Source organism: Streptomyces sp. NPDC038200 (assembly GCF_055600785.1).
Genome location: NZ_JBVJYH010000017.1, coordinates 135,872 through 151,444 on the forward strand (window position 1 = coordinate 135,872; position 15,573 = coordinate 151,444).

Below are 15,573 nucleotides of genomic sequence, written 5' to 3' on the forward strand. Positions count from 1 at the left end.
CTACCGTCCTCCGCCCTCCTCCCACGCACGCACCCCCCCTACCTCCCCCCCCCAACCCCCCCCCCCCCACCACACAAGCCCCCCCCCCCCCCCCGGGGCCCGGGCCTGGGTGCGGGTGCCGGGTGTGCCGCGCGGTGCCCGTCGGCAGCTCGCCCTGGGCATCGCGGTGTTCGCACCCGGCATCACCGCCACGTCCTTCGTACTGTCGCTCGGCCCCTCACTGCTGTCGGGCCTGCTGGGCACCGACAGCCGGATCGTCTCCGGGGCGCTGGCGTTCGCGATGTTCCTCGGCGCGACGGGCGTGCAGTTCGCGGTACGCCGGCTGCGTCGCCGCACGGTCCTGGTCACCGGCGCCGCCGCCACCACCCTCGGCATGCTCGTCCTCGTCACCGCCGTGCACACCGCGTCGGTGCCGGCCCTCACCGCCGCCGCGCTGCTCTCCGGGGCCGGTCAGGGCATGGGCCAGCTGGGTGGCCTCTCGTTGCTGAACTCGACCGTGCCGGGGAGCCGGCTCGCCGAGGCCAACGCGGCCCTCAACGTCGGCGGCTACCTTCCCGCCGGTCTGCTCCCCGTCACCGCGGGCTACGTGAGCGACGCGGTGGGGCTGACGGCGGGGGCGACGGCCTTCGGCACGACCTTGGCGGCGTTGGCCGCGGCCGGGGGCGGCCTGGTGCTGCTGGGACGCCGGGACCCGGAGGAGCCTCTCGGCTGACCACCCGGCGCGCCGCGCCCGGGGTGGGGCCGGGTGGCCGGCCACCACTCCGACGGGGGCCGGCCACCCACAGCGGCGGAGGCGTCACTCCTGCGGCGTGCGGCCCACGGCTCATGGCCCACGGCCCACGGCCCACGCGGCTCACGGACCCACGGGCCACACGGCCCACGGCCCACGGCCCACGCGGCTCACCGCTCACGGCCCACGCAGCCCACGCGGCTCACGGGCCACGCGGCTCACCGCTCACCGCCCTCGGCCACGCCGCACCACCTCAGGCCGACCGCTTGCGCGACGCCGTCTTCTTCGCCGCCGTCTTCTTCGCCGTACTCTTCGCCGTGCTCTTCGCCGTGGTCTTCGCCGTGCTCTTCGCCGCCGCGGTCTTCGTTCCCTCCGTGGCCTTGGACGTCGACTTCCTCGCGGCGGTCGTCTTCTTCGCGGCAGCGGTCTTCTTCGTCGTGGACGTCGACTTCTTGCCTCCCGCCTGCTTCGGCGCGGCCTGCCGGCGTGGCAGCGGTCTGACCTCCGCCTCCGCCTCTCCCTCGGCGGGCGCCGCCTCGCGCGACTGCCCGCGCGACTCCCGCGCCGCCCGCACGCTGCTCTCCAGCGCGGCCATCAGGTCCAGCACCTTGCCGCCGGCGGCGGGGGCCGGGGACTCGGGCGGGGCCTCGCCGGAGGTCTTCGCCGCGATGACCTCCTCCAGCGCCTCCCGGTACTCGTCGTGCAGGTCCTCCAGGTCCACCTCGCCGAGGGTGTCCATCAGGGCGTCTGCGAGGTCGAGTTCCTTGTCGCGGATGGTGACGTCGGTGTCGGGGGCGAGACCTTCGGGGGCGCGGACCTCGTCGGGCCACAGCAGGCCGTGCATGGCGATGGCCTCGCCGACGACCCGCAGCATGCCGAGGCGCTCCCGGCCGCGCAGCGCGTACTTGGCGATGGCGACCTTGTTGCTGCGCTTGAGGGCCTCGCGCAGCAGGGTGTACGGCTTGGCGGCGGGGACACCGCCGGCCGCGAGGTAGTAGGCCGCGCCCATCTGGAGCGGGTCGATCCGGTCGGCCGGCACGAAGGCCACGATCTCGATGGTGCGGGCGGTGGGAAGGGGCAGGTGGGAAAGGTCCTCGTCGGTGATCGGGATGATCGTGCCGTCGGCGTCCTCGTACCCCTTGCCGATCTCGCCCTGGGTGACCTCCCGGTCCTCCAGTTCGCACACCTTGCGGTAGCGGATGCGGCCGTTGTCCTCGGTGTGGATCTGCCGGAAGGCGATCGAGTGGCTCTCGGTCGCGTTCACGAGCTTGATCGGGATGCTGACGAGGCCGAAGGAGATGGCGCCGTTCCATATCGATCGCACGTGCCGCACCCTTCCTTTCCCGATTTCTCCGGTTCGTCTGGGATTGTCATCCTATGACGCCTATCACAGAGGTGGAGGGGCGCCGGGTCGCGCTCAGCAACCTGGAGAAGGTGCTGTATCCGGAGGCCGGCTTCACCAAAGGGGAGCTGCTGCACTACTACGCGACCACCGCCGCGGCCCTGCTGCCGCACCTGCGCGACCGGGCGGTGTCCTTCCTGCGCTATCCGGACGGCCCGGACGGTCAGCTGTTCTTCACCAAGAACGTGCCGCCGGGTACGCCCGAGTGGGTCACGACCTCCGAGGTGCCGCGGTCCTCGGCGGACAGCCCGGCCCGGATGGTGGTGGTGCAGGATCTGCCGAGCCTGGTCTGGGCGGCGAACCTGGTCACCGAGTTCCATACGCACCAGTGGCTGGTGCGCAGCCCCGAGGAGGCGGACCGGCTGGTCCTCGATCTCGATCCGGGGCCGCCCGCGAACGTCGTGCACTGCTGCGAGGTCGCCCTGTGGCTGCGCGAGCGGCTCGCGGCGGACGGGATCGACGCCTACCCGAAGACCGCCGGGTCGAAGGGGCTTCACCTGCTGGCGGCGGTGCGCGGGAGTTCCCCCGAGCAGACGTCCGAGTACGCGAAGGCGCTGGCGGTGGAGGCCGAGCGGGCGATGCCCCGGCTGGTGGTGCACCGGATGACGAAGAGCCTCCGGCCGGGCAAGGTGTTCGTCGACTGGAGCCAGAACGCGGGGCGCAAGACCACGGCCGCCCCGTACACCCTGCGCGCCCGCCGCATCCCGCTGGTGTCCACTCCGGTGACCTGGGACGAGGTCGCCGACTGCCGGAACCCGGAGCAGCTGGGGTTCCGGGCCGAGGACGTGGCGCCGCGTCTGCAGGACCACGGGGACCTGCTGGCCCCGCTGCTGGATCCGGGGTCGGCCGCTCCGCTGCCGTGACCCGGACCCTTCGGAATGCCACTCCGCTGCCGTGACCCGGGCCCCCTCGGAACGCCGCTCCGCCGCCGCGACCCGGGCCCCTCGCGGAATGCCGCTCCCCGGCGCTAGACCCTCCCCCAGGTGTTCCGGTCCCGCGCCATCCCGTGCAGCGCCTCCACGTCCGCCGGCTTGAGCACCCCGCCCAGCCGGGCCAGGTCCGCCAGCTCGGTGTCGCGCAGGATCCGCACCCTCCGGGGCTGCGCCGTGACGGTCACCTCGGCCGGGCCCACCAGGGCCAGCAGCGGGCGGACCTCGGCGGTCAGGGCGTAGGAGGCCCGGTCGGCGTCCGCGCGCAGCCGGCGCAGCAGCGGCTCGGCCTCGTGGCGGCCCAGGGTGACCATCGGGTCGGCGATCAGGACCCGGGTCCTGCGGGCGTACAGGGCGTGGACGGTGAACAGGCCGCCGGGGCCGATCACGAGGTGGTGGATGCGGTCGCCGCCGGGCAGCGGGACGGAGTGCAGGGTGTGCCAGCCGGCGCCCTCCAGCCCGTCCAGCGTCCCGCCGGCGGTCTGCTCGGCGGTCAGGGCGCGCCGGCGCGGGTCGGGGCGCAGCCGGTGGGCCGGGCCCGGGTCGCGGTCGAGGGCGACGAGCAGGGCCTCGCCGGGCCGGTTGGGGGCCAGGTCGTCGTCCGGGTGCAGGGTCAGCCGGGCCAGCTCCGCGGGGGTCGGGACCGGTGGCGGGCCCACGGTCACGGGGCCGGTGAGGAAGGGTTTCAGGGCGTGCAGCACATCGTCCCTGTCGTCCTCGCCGAGCAGGTTGACCCGGCTTGTCTCACGGTCGTACCAGGCGGCGTTGCTGCCGTCCTCGCGGCAGACGTACAGCCGCTCCCGGCCGTGCCGGAAGGCCGGCACCACGCGCAGTCCGCTCATGCGCCATCACCCCTCGACCATGGGAACAGGCGGGGTGCTCCCGGGGCAAGACCGGTTACCGTGGATGACGGCCCGGTCGGGGGGAGTTGGGGAGGCGCCGTTGCGGACCCGCGGAAAGCAGCCCGACATACCGGCTCCGGAGAGCCCGTGGAACGAGATCGTGCCCGGCCTGTGGATGGGCGGGCACGAGTTCCGGGGCCGCTCCGGAGGGCTGGAGTTCGCCGTCGTGCGCGACGAGTTCGACGTGGTGCAGTCCCTGCTGCGGCTGCCGGGGTACGGGCCCGATCCGGGGGTGGAACACCACGTCTGGCCGATCCCGGACGGCCCGCTGGACGGGACGCAGCTCGCGGGGGTGATCCGGCTGGCACGGGCGGTGAACGAGGCGCTGGACGCCGGCCGCCGGGTGCTGGTGCGCTGCTACCACGGGTACAACCGGTCCGGCCTGGTCATCGCGCACGCCCTGGTCCAGCGGGGCGACTCGGCCGACCAGGCGATCCAGCTGATCCGGGCCCGGCGGTCGGCGTGGGCGCTGCACAACCAGCTGTTCGTGGAGTACCTGCGGGCGGGCCTGGTCACCGTGCGCCTACTGGAGGAGCTGGCCGAGTAGCCTCGTTCCGAGCACCCGAACCCGGTGCGCAAATCGGACTTACGCCAAGAACTAATAACACTTCCCTACGAAATCACCGATTAAGGTGTACGGGGCCCCACCGACCCGAACCCCCAGGAGCACCGTGCCAGCCCGTCGTCCCGCGCGCACCGCCCTCGCCGCGGCCGCCGTCGCCCTGCTGTCGGCGACGGCGGCGGCCTGCGGAGACACCGGCGAGCTGCGCGGCGCCGGGCCGACCCCGACCGCCGCCAGCCCCGCCAAGCTCTGGCCGGACCTCAGACCGGCGTCCAGCCCGGCCTACCCGTACGACGTGTCGACCCGGGAGACCGTCAAGGGCGTCACCGTCCCCGGCGACGACCTCCGGAAGGTCGATCCGGTGGACGTCGTCGAGGCGGAGCTGAAGGCGCACCCCGACGACTACGGGTCCAAGGGGGCGTACCACGCGACCGTGGACCGGATGAAGGAGTGCCGGCCGGGCGGGGACCGGGCCCGCTGTCCGCTGCTGAAGCCGTACTACCGGGACCTCACCGGGGACGGCCGGGCGGATCTGACGCTGGGCTTCCGGCTGTACCCGACCAACCAGACGGCGGTGCGGGTCTACACCGTCGAGGGGCACAGACTGGTGCAGGTACTGGCCGACAACGACGCGATCATCGGGGTGGAGCTGGCCGGCCGGGCGCTGATCGAGCGCTCGCCCGCCGACATCTCCGGCTACGAGTACCGCACCACCTGGGTGTGGGACCCGGGCCAGCGCGCGATGGTGTTCTCCCGCGACGAGTACCTGCACGTGGGCGACGGCCGGCACGGCAAGACGCCGTCCCCGTCGCCCACGCCCTCGCCCGGCGAGAGCGCGCGATGAGGCTCGCGCTGCCGCACTGGGCCGGGGCCCTGGCCGTGAAGGCCGCCGCCTTCATCCTCGTGATGTGCTGCGCGTTGGCCGCGCTGCTCGGCGTCCTGGTGCATGTCTCGGTGACCAACCAGACCGTCGGCCAGGCCCGTGACCTGGCACTGTCCCGGCTCGCGGACGCCACCCAGGCGTACGAGGCCGGGGACACGCTGCTGCCGGGCGCCGGGGTGGACCCCGCGGGGCTGCCCGTGCCGCTGCGGACGCTGGCGGCGTCCGGGCGGCGCGGCACGATGGTCGCCACCTACCGGGGACGCCCGACCATGTGGGCGGCGGGACCGGTGGCCGGGCACCGGGCGCTCGCCGTCGAGGTCGACTACTCGCAGCAGTCCCGCACCATCGCCGGGCTCGACCAGTCGATCCTGTGGTCGTCGGCGCTGGCGATCGGGGCGACCGTGCTGGTCGGCGTCTTCGCGGTGACCCGGGTGACCCGGCGGCTGCACGGCACCGCGCGGGTGGCCCGGCGGATCAGCGCCGGCGACCTGGACGCCCGCGTGAACGACCCCCGCACGAAGGATCCGAGCCGCCCGCAGGACGAGGTCGCGGTGGTGGCCGCCGCCCTGGACTCGATGGCCTCCTCGCTGCAGAGCAAGCTGCTGAGCGAGCAGCGGTTCACCGCGGACGTGGCACACGAGCTGCGCACCCCGCTCACCGGACTGCACGCGGCGGCCGAGCTGCTGCCGCCGGGCCGGCCGACGGAGCTGGTGCGGGACCGGGTGGCGGCCCTGCGCACGCTCACCGAGGACCTGCTGGAGATCTCCCGGCTGGACACCGGGCGGGAGAAGCTGGAGGTCGACACCGAGGAGCTGGGGGCGCTGGCCGCGCGGGTGGTGCGGGGCTCGGGCACGGACACGGAGGTGCGTGTCCCGCGGGACGTCCGGGTGGAGACCGACCGGCGGCGGCTGGAGCGGGTGCTGGGCAATCTGGTGGCCAACGCGCACAAGCACGGGGCGCCTCCCGTGGTGCTGACCGTGGACGGGCCGGTGGTGACCGTGCGGGACCACGGGGGCGGCTATCCGGGGTATCTGGTGGCACACGGGCCGCAGCGGTTCCGTACCGAGGGCGGGGCCAAGGGGCACGGGCTCGGGCTGACCATCGCGCTGGGGCAGGCGGAGGTTCTGGGGGCACGGCTGTCGTTCGCCAACGCGGTGGACGGCGGCGCGGTGGCGACACTGACGCTGCCCGTGACCGAGCAGTAGGGCCCGGCCCGGGGTGCACCCGGGGCACCCCTGCCGTAGGGAGGCCCGACCGCGGGTGCCCCCCGGACGCTCCAGTCCGCGCGAGGAGCGCGAGGAGCGCGAGGATCGCGAGGACCACGGGAACCGCGAGAAGCACGAGAAGCACGAGAAGCACGAGAAGCACGAGAAGCACGGGAAGCACGGGAAGCATGGGACCGCGGGGAATCCCGGTCGCTCCCCCGCACGGGAGGCCCGGACCCCCGAGTGGACCCCGGACACTCCGCCGCGCGGGGCTGAGCGCGTCCGCGTCCCGAGGCCGCGCGCGTCCGGGTCGAGGAACCGTGGCGTCGCCACCGCCCGGTGCCCCGTGGGTGCCTCGCGCCCGGGGCGCCTGCCCGGCCGGACTGTCCGGTTTAGGTAGGTTCCGGGCATGACGAAGGCCGGAACCACCATGGCGGCGGCGCGCGCACCCGCACGTGCCGGACGCCTCCCCCGGCGCCGGGGCGTCGAACTCGCCCTGCTCGTACTGGCCGTGCTGCTGTCCGTGTACGGCTACTGCGCGGTGGGACTGGCCCGGGCCGGAACCGTGCCGCCCGGAGCCGCCGGTTACGGCGCCGGCCTTGCCGTCCTCGCCCTGTTCGCCCATGTCGCGGTCCGGATCCGGGCGCCGTACGCCGATCCGCTGCCGCTGCCCATCGGCGTCCTGCTCAACGGGCTCGGCCTGGTCCTGATCTACCGGCTGGACCTGGAGACGCCGAACGACCAGGCGGCCCCCGCCCAGCTGGTGTGGTCCACCCTCGGGGTGGGCCTGTTCATCGGCGTCGTCCTGGTGCTGCGTGACCACCGGGTGCTCCAGCGGTACGCGTACGTCTGCGTGGTGGCCGCCCTCGTCCTGCTGGCGCTGCCGATCCTGTTCCCCGCGGTCAACGGCGCCCGGATCTGGATCCGGATCGCCGGGTTCTCCATCCAGCCGGGCGAGTTCGCCAAGGTGCTGCTCGCGGTGTTCTTCGCCGCCTACCTGGCCGCCAACCGCAGCGCGCTCGCGTACACCGGGCGCCGCCTGTGGCGGCTCCAGTTCCCCACCGGGCGGGTGCTCGGGCCGATCCTGACGATCTGGCTGGTCAGCGTGGGCGTGCTGGTGCTGGAGCGGGACCTCGGGACCTCGCTGCTGTTCTTCGGGCTGTTCGTGGTGCTGCTGTACGTGGCCACCGGGCGCACCGGCTGGATCGCGGTCGGGCTGCTGCTCGCCGTGGTCGGTGCCTTCGCCGTCGGGCGGTTCGAGCCGCATGTCAACGGGCGGATCGAGGACTGGCTGCACCCGTTCGCCACCATCGAGGCCGGGCAGGGCCCCAACCAGCTCTCCCAGTCCCTGTTCGCCTTCGCCGCCGGCGGGGTCCTCGGCACCGGGCTCGGGCTCGGCCACTCCATCCTGATCGGCTTCGCCACCAAGTCGGACTTCATCCTGGCCACGGCCGGGGAGGAGCTGGGCCTCGCGGGCCTGGCGGCGATCGTGCTGCTGTACGCGCTGCTCGTGGAGCGCGGCTACCGGGCGGGCCTCGCGCTGCGCGAGCCGTTCGGCCGGCTCCTCGCGGTCGGGCTCGCCTCGATCGTGGCACTGCAGGTGTTCGTGATCGCGGGCGGGGTCACCGGGCTGATCCCGCTCACCGGCATGGCGATGCCGTTCCTCGCCCAGGGCGGCTCCTCGGTGGTCACCAACTGGGCGATCGTGGCGCTGCTGGTCCGGGTGAGCGACTCGGCGCGCAGCCAGTACGACGGCCGGGAGGCGTCATGAGCGAGTACGGCCGGTTTCCCGAGGGCGGGCAGCCGATGACCCGGTACATCCGGCACGCCTGCGCGTTCTGCGCCCTGCTGCTGGCGGCCCTGCTGGTCAACGCCACCCGGGTGCAGGTCGTGCAGTCCCACGCGTACGACGCCAACCCGGCCAACCGCCGTGCCACGATCGCCCGTTACCAGCAGCCGCGCGGCGACATCCTGGTGGGCGACACACCGGTCACCGGTTCCGTGGACACCGGCGAGCAGCTGCGCTACGAACGGTCCTATCTCGACGGTCCGTTGTACGCGCCGGTCACCGGTTTCGCCTCGCAGACGTACGGCACCACGTTCCTGGAGCACGCCGAGGACGGGGTGCTCTCCGGCACCGATCCGATGCTCGCTCCGCTGCCGGTGTGGAACGACGTGACGCGGGGGGCGGTCCGCGGCGGGGACGTCGTCACGACCCTGAACCGGCAGGCGCAGGAGGCCGCGTACCGGGGGCTGGCCGGACGCAAGGGCGCGGTGGCCGCGGTCGAGCCGGCCACCGGCCGGATCCTGGCGCTGGTGACCAGCCCGTCGTACGACCCCGCGGAGCTGTCCGGCAACAACGAGGCGGTGGCGTCGGCGTGGGCCCGGCTCAACCACGACCCGGAGAAGCCGATGCTCAACCGGGCGGTACGGCAGACCTATCCGCCGGGGTCGACGTTCAAGGTGGTCACCGCGGCGGCGGCGCTGGAGGCGGGCGTGGTCACGGACCTGGACGAGCGGACCGACTCCCCGGACCCCTACCGGCTGCCCGGCACCACCACCCGGCTGACCAACGAGGGCGACGGCTGTGCGGACGCCTCGGTGCGGGACGCCTTCGAGTGGTCCTGCAACACGGTCTTCGCCAAGCTGGGCGTGGACGTGGGGGCGCGGGACATGGCGGCCACGGCCCAGGCGTTCGGGTTCAACGACACCGGCCTGCGCATCCCCTACTCCGCGGCGACCAGCACCTTCGACACACACGTGGACCGGGCGCAGCTGGCGCTGTCCTCGATCGGGCAGTACAACACGCGGGCCACGCCGCTGCAGATGGCGATGGTCGCGGCGGCGGTCGCGGACGGCGGCCGGCTGCGGCCGCCGTACCTGGTGGAGCGGACCACGCGGCACGGCGGGGAGACGGTCGCCGGCAGCGGAGCCCGGCCGGGACGGCAGGTGATGCGGCCGTCCACCGCGAGCCGGCTGATGGAGCTGATGGCCGGCGTGGTCCGGGACGGCACCGGCACCAACGCGGCCATCCCGGGCGCGCTGGTGGGCGGCAAGACCGGGACCGCCCAGCACGGGGTCGGCAACTCCGGGGTGCCGTACGCCTGGTTCGTCTCCTGGGCCCAGTCCGAGGACGCGCCCGAGCCGCAGGTGGCGGTCGCGGTGGTGGTGGAGGACGCCTCGGCGGACCGCGGCGAGATCAGCGGCGGCGGGGACGCGGCACCGATCGCGAAGGAGGTGATGCGGGCGGTCCTCGGCCGGTGAGACGGGCGGCGGCGGTCAGCCGATCGGCTCGAGCATCTCGGAGCGGACTCGGAGGGTGTTCCGGGCGGCGGCGTCCAGATCCACGTCGGCGGGGTCCTTCTTCGCCAGGCTGACCTCGCCGACGACGGCGGCCGTGTTGCCGTCCGCCCAGGCGCAGACCGGGTACGTCATCGTCAGCACGGCGCTCTTCTGGGTGAGCACCTGGCAGCTGACGGTGGTGTCCGCACCGGACGGGGTGACGTCCCGCGCGGACTCCTCGACCGTCACGCTGTCGGCCTCCGCGGCGCCCTTGAGCATGTTGCGGCGGACCGTCGCCTCGTTCTTGAACCGGCCGTACATGCCCGAGACGAGCAGCATGCCCCGGGAGTCGTCGCCGCCCGGGCTGTAGCGGCCGACGGCGGCGTGGATGTCCTTGGCGTCCCAGGCGCCGTCGGCCTCGTCCTCGACCTTCTTGCCCTCGGTGCCGGAGAGGTCCTCGGCGAGCTGGTACTTCCCGTCCAACAGCGTCCGGGGCAGGACCAGCTTGTTCTTCGCCTCGGGGAAGCCGCTCTCGGCCACCATGCCGATCACGATGAGCAGCGCGACGACGGCCGCGACGACACCGCCCACGATCCCGAGCACCAGCCCGACCCGCCGCTTCTTCGGCGGCGGCGCCATGGGGGGCGCGCCCCACCCGGGGTACGGCTGCGGCGGGTACGGCTGCTGCTGCGGGTAGGGCGAGCCGTACGGCCCCGGGGCCTGCGGCTGCCCGCCGTACGGGGGCTGACCGCCGTACGGGGGCTGGCCGTACGGCGGCTGCGGCTGGTTCGGGTACTGCGGCGGAGGCATGGACACGCCAGCACGCTACTGCACCCGGGTGCGCGGACCGGCACCGCACCCCGGGCCGGTCAGTCCTCGGCCGCCCCGGCCTCGACGGCCTCCTCCACCTCGGCCACCCGTTCCCGCTCCTCGGCGGCGAAGCGCTCGGCGTCCAACTGCTCGGCCAGTTCCTCGTCCTGGGCCATCAGCAGGTCCAGGTTGGCGTCCCCCAGCTCGAACACGCCCAGGTCGACGTAGGCCTGCTGGAGCCGCTTGCCCCACAGGCCGATGTCCTTGACGCACGGGACGATCCGGCTGAACAGCAGCTTCCGGAACAGTTCCAGGAACTCGGACCGCTCGCTCAGCGCCTCCGCCTCGGCCTTGGGAATGCCGAAGTTCTCCAGCACCTCCACCCCGCGCAGCCGGTCGCGCATCAGATAGCAGCCCTCGATGACGAACTCCTCGCGTTCGCGCAGTTCGGCGTCGGTGAGCTGCCGGTAGTAGTCGCGCAGCGCCATCCGCCCGAAGGCCACGTGCCGGGCCTCGTCCTGCATGACGTACGTCAGGATCTGCTTGGGCAGCGGCTTGTCCGTGGTGTCCCGGATCATGCCGAAGGCGGCCAGCGCGAGGCCCTCGATGAGGACCTGCATGCCGAGGTAGGGCATGTCCCAGCGGCTGTCGCGCAGGGTGTCGCCGAGCAGCGACTGGAGGTTGTCGTTGATCGGGTAGACGAGCCCGATCTTCTCGTGCAGGAACCGGCCGTAGATCTCGGCGTGCCGGGCCTCGTCCATGGTCTGGGTCGCGGAGTAGAACTTGGCGTCCAGGTCGGGGACCGATTCCACGATCCGCGCCGCGCAGATCATCGCGCCCTGCTCACCGTGCAGGAACTGGCTGAACTGCCAGGAGGCGTAGTGCCGGCGCAGCTCGCCCTTGTCCTTGTCGGAGAGCTTGGCCCAGTACCGGGTGCCGTACAGGGACATCGCCTCGTCGGGCGTGCCGAGCGCGTCGTACGGATCGACCTCCAGGTCCCAGTCGATGCGCGTCCGCCCGTCCCACTGCTTGTCCTTGCCCTTCTGGTACAGGGCCAGCAGGCGGTCGCGGCCGTCGTCGTACTCCCAGCTGAAGCGGGCCGCTCCGGCGGCGGGGACCTGCCAGTGGGGGTCACCCGGGGCGTTGGCGTACAGGTCGTGGGTCGGCATACCCCGCAGGCTCACACGTAGACGCCGAGTCAACAAGTCGTGCGCAGGGGATTGACGGCCTTGCTGACAAGCAGTCTCATAAGGGGAGGACGACTACCCCCGGGTAACGAGGTGAGGGAGCCATGACGACCCTGACGGAAGCGGACGCGCTGGACGGGCTGCGCGACGCGCTCGGCCTGCTCAAGGACCGGGAACAAGTGGCCGAACGGCTGCTCGTCTCTTCCGCCAAGCACTCCTTCGACCCCGACAAGGAGCTGGACTGGGACGCGCCCTTCGAGGAAGGCAAGTGGTTCTGGCCGCCGGAGCTGGTCTCGCTGTACGACACCCCGATGTGGAAGCGGATGAGCGAGGAACAGCGCATCCTGCTCTCCCAGCACGAGGCCGCCGCGCTGGCCTCGCTCGGCATCTGGTTCGAGATCATCCTGATGCAGCTGCTCGTCCGGCACATCTACGACAAGGCGGCGACGAGCGCGCACGTGCGGTACGCCCTCACCGAGATCGAGGACGAGTGCCGGCACTCGAAGATGTTCGCGCGGCTGATCTCGCACGGCGGCACCCCCTGGTACCCGGTGAGCCGCGTCCACCAGAACCTGGGCCGGCTGTTCAAGACGATCTCCACGACCCCCGGCTCCTTCACCGCCACGCTGCTCGGCGAGGAGGTCCTGGACTGGATGCAGCGGCTGACGTTCCCGGACGAGCGGGTGCAGCCGCTGATCCGGGGCGTCACGCGGATCCACGTGGTGGAGGAGGCCCGGCACGTCCGGTACGCCCGTGAGGAGCTGCGGCGCCAGATGGTGACCGCGCCGAAGTGGTCCCAGGAGTTCACCCGGGTCACCTCGGGCGAGTTCGCCCGCGTGTTCGCCGTCGCCTTCGTCAACCCCGACGTCTACACCAACGTGGGCCTGGACAAGCGGGAGGCGATGGCGCAGGTGAAGGCGAGCGGACACCGCCGGGAGGTCATGCAGACGGGCGCGAAGCGGCTCACCGACTTCCTGGACGACATCGGGGTGCTGCGCGGCGTCGGCCGACGGCTGTGGCGGGCCTCGGGGCTGCTGGCATAGGCGGCGGCCGGGGCGCGGGGAACTGCGCGACCAGCCACGACGGACCCGCGGTCGCCGGTCCCCGGGACCCGCACGGCGATTAGGCTGACGGGCATGACCCCGTCGGCCACCCCCGCCTACCGTCGGCTCAGCGTCGAGGAGCGGCGAAGCCAGCTCCTCGACGCCGCCCTGTCGCTCTTCGCGCACCGCGCCCCCGAGGACGTGTCCCTGGACGACGTGGCGGAGGCGGCCGGGGTCTCGCGGCCACTGGTGTACCGGTACTTCCCGGGCGGCAAGCAGCAGTTGTACGAGGCGGCGCTGCGATCGGCGGCCGAGGAGCTGCAGCAGTGCTTCGACGAGCCCCGCGAGGGCCCGCTGCTGTCCCGCCTGGACCGCGCCCTCGAGCGCTACCTGGCCTTCGTGGACGAGCACGACACCGGCTTCAGCGCGCTGCTCCAGGGGGGCAGCGTGGTGGAGACCTCCCGCACCACCGCGCTCGTCGACGGGGTGCGCCGGTCCGCCGCCGAGCACATCTACCGGCATCTGGGCGTCGCCGATCCCGGCCCCCGGCTGCGCATGACCGTCCGGATGTGGATCACGGCCGTCGAGGCGGCGTCCCTGATCTGGCTGGACGAGGAGAAGCAGCCTCCGGTCGAGGAGCTGCGTGCCTGGCTGGTCGAGCAGTTCGTGGCCGTCCTCACGGTCACCGCGGGCCGCGACCCGCAGACCGCCGCACTGGTCGGCGCGCTCGCCGGGGATGGCCGAGACTGAAGCCGTGAAGAGCCAGGACACCCCCTTCGAGGGCGGCCCCATGGACGGGCGTGTGCTGCCCGTCCTGCTCGGCCCCACCGGCCACCCCCCGAAGACGTACCGCATCCCCGTCCCGGACCCGGACGGCGGCCCGCCCACCGTGCTGGTCTACCGCCGCGTGCCGCGGGGGCACAGCAGGCGGCTGGGGCTGATCCAGGGCTGGAAGTACCGGTACGACCCGGACGACCTCTCCGGCGGCGGGCTCCGGTGGCCCTGGTCCCGGCCCCGGATCCGGCCGGACGTCGCGCCGTCCCGCAAGCCGGACGACGCGAACGGGTGACCGCGGTGCGCCGAACGGCGCACACATGCTGTCCACTCCGTTCCGACATGTCTGATTATCACGGTGCGACGGAGGGCGGAGAGTCCGCCTCTCCCGTACCGGAGGTGACGACGTGTCACGATCCATCCTGCGTCTGGCCTGCACGGCCACGGTGGCGGCCCAGGCCGTCCTGACACCCGCGTCCGCGGTCGGCGCGCCGGAGCCGCAACGGTCCGTGGCCGAGCTGCTGACGGATCTCCAGCAGCGGTACCGGCAGACCGAACAGGCCACCGAGACCTACAACGCCACCACGGAGAAGCTGGAGCGGCAGCGCTCCGAAGTGGCCCGCCTGGACGGTGAACTGGCCCGCGCCCGGCTCAGCCTGCAGGCCGGCCGGACCGATGCCGGCCAGCTGGCCCGGCAGCAGTACCAGAACAGCGGCGGGCTCGGCCCGTACGCCCGCGTCCTCCTCGCGCCCGACCCGCAGCACGCGCTGGACGAGGGACACGTCATCGGCGAGCTGGCGCGCGAACAGGCCCGTACGGTCTCCCGGCTCGCCTCCGCGGAGAAGCACAAGGACGTACTGGCCCGCGCGGCCCGCAAGGCCCTGGACACCCAGCTCACCCTCGCCGGCCGGCAGAAGCGGCAGCGCGACGACGTCCGGGCCCAACTCGCCGACGTGGAACGGCTGCTGGCCACTCTCACCCCGGAGCAGATCACGGCCGTGTCCCGGCTGGAACAGCAGGGCGTCGGCGAGGCCCAGCAGCGCCTCGCCACGTCCGGTTCCCTTCCCGCCGACCGCCCGGCCGGCCCCGCGGCCACCCGCGCGGTCCGCTACGCCATGGACCAGCTCGGCAAGCCGTACCAGTGGGGCGCGCAGGGCCCCGACGCCTACGACTGCTCGGGCCTCACCGCACAGGCGTGGTCCCGCGCGGGGACCCCGATCCCGCGCACCAGCCAGGAGCAGTGGGAGCGGCTGGCGAAGGTCCCGCTGAACCGGCTCCGCCCGGGCGACCTGGTGGTGTACTTCCCCGAGGCGACGCACGTGGCGATGTACGTCGGGGGCGGGAACGTCGTACAGGCGCCGAGGCCGGGCGAGAAGGTCACGGTCTCCCCGATGGCCAGTTACCCGATCCTGGGCGCCGTACGACCCGATTCGGACCGGCGGAGCTAGCTTCCCGCGGAGACCGCTTCCAGCTCTTGCAGAACCGCTTCGCCACCGCGTCCGAGCCCTCGCTGTGTCCCCGCCCCCATGTCGGGTCCGGGGCGCCGGCGTGGTGCGGCATGTTCGTCTTGCAGTCCGCCTCCATGTCGGCGAACCCCTCCCAGAACCCTGCTCGTCCTGCGCCTTGACGTCCTGCTGTTCCGTCTCCTCGACAGTGCCGCACGTCCCCTCGGACCCACCGATCCGCTGAGCGGTGATGGTGCCCTCGGCGCTGCCGACCGTGATGGACCAGGCACCGCTCGCGTTCAAAGGGGAGCGAACGGCACTAAAAGGCGTGATCACATGAAAATGCCCGAACCGCCACATGCCGGACAGCCCGCACCACGTCAGACCCCGGCGACCGCCTCAGCCGTCCCACCCGGAAA

15 protein-coding genes are annotated in these 15,573 nt (G+C 73.0%); 11 read left to right on the plus strand and 4 right to left on the minus strand.

Annotated features, from left to right (window positions below; all coding sequences use genetic code 11):
* The coding region (locus ACZ7KF_RS29840) for an MFS transporter (RefSeq protein WP_471081636.1) at positions 1–712 on the plus strand (712 nt) is incomplete at its 5' end.
* A 271-nt stretch (positions 713–983) separates the two neighbouring features.
* On the opposite strand, the gene ku is transcribed toward ACZ7KF_RS29840, so the two are convergent.
* Complete coding sequence (gene ku, locus ACZ7KF_RS29845; protein WP_471081639.1) at positions 984–2,054, minus strand: non-homologous end joining protein Ku; 1,071 nt, start codon at positions 2,052–2,054, stop codon at positions 984–986.
* A 53-nt stretch (positions 2,055–2,107) separates the two neighbouring features.
* Between ku and ligD the strand changes: the two genes are divergently transcribed.
* Entirely contained in the window at positions 2,108–2,995 is an 888-nt protein-coding gene (gene ligD / locus ACZ7KF_RS29850) for a non-homologous end-joining DNA ligase (protein WP_471081642.1), read from the plus strand.
* Between the two features lie 104 nt (positions 2,996–3,099).
* Here the strand turns inward: ligD and ACZ7KF_RS29855 are convergent, their stop codons facing one another.
* Positions 3,100–3,903 carry an NERD domain-containing protein gene (locus ACZ7KF_RS29855; protein WP_471081645.1) on the minus strand — a complete coding sequence of 268 codons (804 nt, stop codon included), beginning with the start codon at positions 3,901–3,903 and terminating at the stop codon, positions 3,100–3,102.
* Between the two features lie 100 nt (positions 3,904–4,003).
* Here ACZ7KF_RS29855 and ACZ7KF_RS29860 point away from each other — a divergent pair, with 100 nt between their 5' ends.
* The 5 genes from ACZ7KF_RS29860 (at position 4,004) to ACZ7KF_RS29880 (ending at position 9,877) form a co-directional block, all read left to right on the plus strand.
* A complete protein-coding gene (locus ACZ7KF_RS29860; protein WP_471081648.1) occupies positions 4,004–4,510 on the plus strand; it encodes a protein-tyrosine phosphatase family protein in 507 nt (168 codons plus the stop codon).
* A 124-nt stretch (positions 4,511–4,634) separates the two neighbouring features.
* Complete coding sequence (locus ACZ7KF_RS29865; RefSeq protein WP_471081651.1) at positions 4,635–5,369, plus strand: hypothetical protein; 735 nt, start codon at positions 4,635–4,637, stop codon at positions 5,367–5,369.
* Positions 5,366–6,613 carry an ATP-binding protein gene (locus ACZ7KF_RS29870; RefSeq protein ID WP_471081654.1) on the plus strand — a complete coding sequence of 416 codons (1,248 nt, stop codon included), beginning with the start codon at positions 5,366–5,368 and terminating at the stop codon, positions 6,611–6,613. Before ACZ7KF_RS29865 ends, ACZ7KF_RS29870 begins: the two co-directional genes overlap by 4 nt.
* Before the next feature lie 409 nt (positions 6,614–7,022).
* On the plus strand, positions 7,023–8,384 hold the full coding sequence (locus ACZ7KF_RS29875) for an FtsW/RodA/SpoVE family cell cycle protein (protein WP_471081657.1): 1,362 nt from the start codon (positions 7,023–7,025) through the stop codon (positions 8,382–8,384).
* A complete protein-coding gene (locus tag ACZ7KF_RS29880) occupies positions 8,381–9,877 on the plus strand; it encodes a penicillin-binding transpeptidase domain-containing protein (RefSeq protein WP_471081660.1) in 1,497 nt (498 codons plus the stop codon). Before ACZ7KF_RS29875 ends, ACZ7KF_RS29880 begins: the two co-directional genes overlap by 4 nt.
* 15 nt (positions 9,878–9,892) lie before the next feature.
* Here ACZ7KF_RS29880 and ACZ7KF_RS29885 read toward each other — a convergent pair whose 3' ends face one another.
* Positions 9,893–10,705, minus strand: a complete 813-nt coding sequence (locus tag ACZ7KF_RS29885; RefSeq protein ID WP_471081851.1) for a hypothetical protein — start codon at positions 10,703–10,705, stop codon at positions 9,893–9,895.
* Between the two features lie 59 nt (positions 10,706–10,764).
* Complete coding sequence (locus ACZ7KF_RS29890) at positions 10,765–11,874, minus strand: ferritin-like domain-containing protein (RefSeq protein ID WP_471081663.1); 1,110 nt, start codon at positions 11,872–11,874, stop codon at positions 10,765–10,767.
* Between the two features lie 122 nt (positions 11,875–11,996).
* On the opposite strand from ACZ7KF_RS29890, the gene ACZ7KF_RS29895 reads away from it, so the two are divergent.
* The 4 genes from ACZ7KF_RS29895 to ACZ7KF_RS29910 all read left to right on the plus strand — a co-directional run bounded on the left by ACZ7KF_RS29895 (position 11,997) and on the right by ACZ7KF_RS29910 (position 15,157).
* Positions 11,997–12,935, plus strand: coding sequence for an AurF N-oxygenase family protein (locus ACZ7KF_RS29895; protein WP_471081665.1), 939 nt, complete (start codon positions 11,997–11,999; stop codon positions 12,933–12,935).
* A gap of 93 nt (positions 12,936–13,028) precedes the next feature.
* Complete coding sequence (locus ACZ7KF_RS29900; protein ID WP_471081668.1) at positions 13,029–13,685, plus strand: TetR/AcrR family transcriptional regulator; 657 nt, start codon at positions 13,029–13,031, stop codon at positions 13,683–13,685.
* A gap of 4 nt (positions 13,686–13,689) precedes the next feature.
* Complete coding sequence (locus tag ACZ7KF_RS29905) at positions 13,690–14,004, plus strand: hypothetical protein (protein WP_471081671.1); 315 nt, start codon at positions 13,690–13,692, stop codon at positions 14,002–14,004.
* 112 nt (positions 14,005–14,116) lie between these two features.
* Entirely contained in the window at positions 14,117–15,157 is a 1,041-nt protein-coding gene (locus ACZ7KF_RS29910) for a C40 family peptidase (RefSeq protein ID WP_471081674.1), read from the plus strand.
* Positions 15,158–15,573: the final 416 nt, after the last annotated feature.

Excerpts from the sequence above, each read along its gene's own strand:
- ligD (WP_471081642.1), top strand. The coding sequence starts at position 2,108 with ATGACGCCTATCACAGAGGTGGAGGGGCGCCGGGTCGCGCTCAGCAAC.
- ACZ7KF_RS29855 (WP_471081645.1), bottom strand. The coding sequence starts at position 3,903 with ATGAGCGGACTGCGCGTGGTGCCGGCCTTCCGGCACGGCCGGGAGCGG.
- ACZ7KF_RS29870 (WP_471081654.1), top strand. The coding sequence starts at position 5,366 with ATGAGGCTCGCGCTGCCGCACTGGGCCGGGGCCCTGGCCGTGAAGGCC.
- ACZ7KF_RS29875 (WP_471081657.1), top strand. The coding sequence starts at position 7,023 with ATGACGAAGGCCGGAACCACCATGGCGGCGGCGCGCGCACCCGCACGT.
- ACZ7KF_RS29880 (WP_471081660.1), top strand. The coding sequence starts at position 8,381 with ATGAGCGAGTACGGCCGGTTTCCCGAGGGCGGGCAGCCGATGACCCGG.
- ACZ7KF_RS29885 (WP_471081851.1), bottom strand. The coding sequence starts at position 10,705 with ATGCCTCCGCCGCAGTACCCGAACCAGCCGCAGCCGCCGTACGGCCAG.
- ACZ7KF_RS29890 (WP_471081663.1), bottom strand. The coding sequence starts at position 11,874 with ATGCCGACCCACGACCTGTACGCCAACGCCCCGGGTGACCCCCACTGG.
- ACZ7KF_RS29895 (WP_471081665.1), top strand. The coding sequence starts at position 11,997 with ATGACGACCCTGACGGAAGCGGACGCGCTGGACGGGCTGCGCGACGCG.
- ACZ7KF_RS29900 (WP_471081668.1), top strand. The coding sequence starts at position 13,029 with ATGACCCCGTCGGCCACCCCCGCCTACCGTCGGCTCAGCGTCGAGGAG.